General features: G+C 63.0%; 3 protein-coding genes and 1 pseudogene. All 4 read right to left on the bottom strand.

Features of this window, described 5'->3' with window-relative positions; genetic code table 11:
* Positions 1–182 (bottom strand): nicotinate-nucleotide--dimethylbenzimidazole phosphoribosyltransferase (locus ACXRVY_RS24495; protein ID WP_458238471.1); only part of this gene is annotated, 182 nt, incomplete at its 3' end.
* Positions 179–700 (bottom strand): bifunctional adenosylcobinamide kinase/adenosylcobinamide-phosphate guanylyltransferase, encoded by a 522-nt coding sequence (gene cobU / locus ACXRVY_RS24490; protein ID WP_223463311.1) that lies wholly within the window; start codon positions 698–700, stop codon positions 179–181. The genes ACXRVY_RS24495 and cobU, both read right to left, overlap by 4 nt.
* A gap of 149 nt (positions 701–849) precedes the next feature.
* Positions 850–2,301, bottom strand: a complete 1,452-nt coding sequence (locus ACXRVY_RS24485) for a cobyric acid synthase (protein WP_223463312.1) — start codon at positions 2,299–2,301, stop codon at positions 850–852.
* Positions 2,298–2,408, bottom strand: a pseudogene (locus ACXRVY_RS24480) (threonine-phosphate decarboxylase); the annotation flags it as partial. The gene ACXRVY_RS24485 and the pseudogene ACXRVY_RS24480, both read right to left, overlap by 4 nt.

Raw genomic sequence — 2,408 nt, 5'->3', positions numbered from 1 at the left:
ATCCATACCTGATCCAGACTCGGCTTGACCCGTCCCTGCAACCCCGCCAGTTGCACCGCCACCAATTCCAGCTGACCGAGGGAGCCGGCGGGTTTGGTCAGTTGCTGCTGCCGCGCCTGCGCCTGTTCGACCGCTTGGGTATCGACCGGCTTGCACGGGTTCAGCCACCAGGATTGAGTCATAACGCAGTTCCTTTCAAAGTCAGGGGCAGGCCGGCGACGGTCAGGACGACACGCTGACAGCGCTCAGCCAGAGCTTGATGCAGCCAACCGGCTTCATCGACATAGAGGCGAGTCAATTCGCCCAGCGGCACGACACCCATTCCGGTCTCGTTGCTGACAAAAATGATTTCACCCGGCAGCGACGCCAGGCAGTCCAGCAAGGCATCGCGCTCGGTTTGCAAGCGCGCGGCATCGTCGAGCATCAGCAGGTTGGTCAGCCACAGAGTCAGGCAATCCACCAGCAGGCAGCGGTCGGCGCGGGCGGACTCTCGCAGCACCCGAGCCAGTTCCACCGGCTCTTCGATCAATGCCCATTCGGCAGGACGACGGGCGCGGTGATGGGCCACCCGCTCGCTCATTTCTCCATCGAGTGGCTGGCTGGTGGCGATGTAGGTCACGGCCAGCGCGCTGTCGATGGCGAGTTTTTCAGCCAGGCGACTCTTGCCGGAGCGGGCGCCGCCGAGGATCAGTTGGAGCATGGTTATTTCCTTGAAATCTTCAGGGAGGCGACGGCCCCCTTCGCGGGCAAGCCCGCTCCTACAGGGTTATGAGGTGTACCCAATATCTATGATCGACGCAGATCAACTGTAGGAGCGGGCTTGCCCGCGATGAGGCCATGACAGGCGCCTCAAATCCCGCAGAGCTGTCGCAACAGCCCGGTATCCAGATGCTTCTCCACCAGATCCGCCAGTCGTTCGATATCACGCTCGCGCAAGGCGTGGTAATCCACGTCCTGCACCTCCTGCAAACCCGCCCAGCGCAGCAGCGCACTGCACGCCGCCGGCGATTCGAACAGCCCGTGCAGGTAGGTGCCGAAAATCTGCCCGTCAACACTTTGCGCACCATCACAGCGACCGTCATCCAGTTGCACGGCAGCATTTTCCAGCGCCGGTCCGGTGGTCACGCCGGCATGAATTTCATAGCCCGCCACCGGCGCATCTTCCAGCGCCAGGCGACCACGCACATTACGCAACTGCTTCTCTTGTTCGAGCTGGGTCTGGAACGCCAGCAGCCCCAAACCGGCACTGGATCCCGGTGCACCTTCGAGACCCAGCGGGTCATGCACCTGCTCACCGAGCATCTGCAGGCCGCCACAAATTCCCAGGAGTTTCCCGCCGTAACGCAGATGCCGGGTGATGGCGGTGTCCCAGCCGTTGGCCCGCAGGTACGCGAGGTCGCTGCGCACGCTTTTCGAGCCGGGAAGGATGATCAGATCGGCGGGTGGAATGGCTTGGCCAGGGCCGATGAATTGCAGGTCCACTTGCGGATGCAGGCGCAGCGGATCGAAGTCGGTGTGGTTGCTGATGCGCGGCAGCACCGGCACCACCACCTTCAGCACCTGTTCAGCCTTATCGGCCTGGCGCTGATCGATGCCGTCCTCGGCCTCCAGGTGCAGGTCCATCACGTACGGCAGCACGCCAATCACCGGTTTGCCGGTGCGCTCTTCGAGCCAGTCGAGACCGGGTTGCAGCAACGCGATATCACCACGAAAACGATTGATGATGAAGCCTTTGACCCGCGCCTGTTCGCTCGGCGACAGCAGTTCGAGGGTGCCTACCAGGTGGGCGAAAACCCCGCCGCGATTGATATCGGCAATCAGCAGCACCGGGCAATCCACCGCTTCGGCGAAGCCCATGTTGGCGATGTCACCTGCCCGCAAATTGATTTCCGCCGGCGAGCCTGCGCCCTCGACCATCACCAGCGGATACGCCGCGCTCAAGCGCTCGTGGGAGGCCAACACCGCTTGCAGGGCGATGGTCTTGTAGTCGTGATAGGCGACGGCGTTCATGGTGGTGACGGCGCGGCCATGGACGATCACTTGGGCACCGGTGTCACTGTTGGGCTTGAGCAGCACCGGATTCATGTCGGTGTGCGGCTCAAGGTTCGCGGCCTGGGCTTGGACCGCCTGGGCGCGGCCAATCTCGCCACCGTCGGCGGTCACCGCACTGTTGAGTGCCATGTTCTGCGGCTTGAACGGCACCACCCTGACGCCCTGGCGCGTGGCCCAACGGCACAGCGCGGTCACCAGCGTGCTTTTACCGGCATCCGATGTGGTGCCCTGCACCATCAGCGTGGTCATTGGTTTTCCTTGGCGAAATCTTCGAATGCCTGCGCCAGTCGCACCCAGGCGGCTTCGTCACCGGGCAAGCCGAATCGCAGGCTGCTGTTGTGCGTGAACAATCGCAG

The organism is Pseudomonas sp. P5_A2_2 (assembly GCF_054177685.1).
This window is presented reverse-complemented; position numbering and strand designations above follow the sequence as displayed.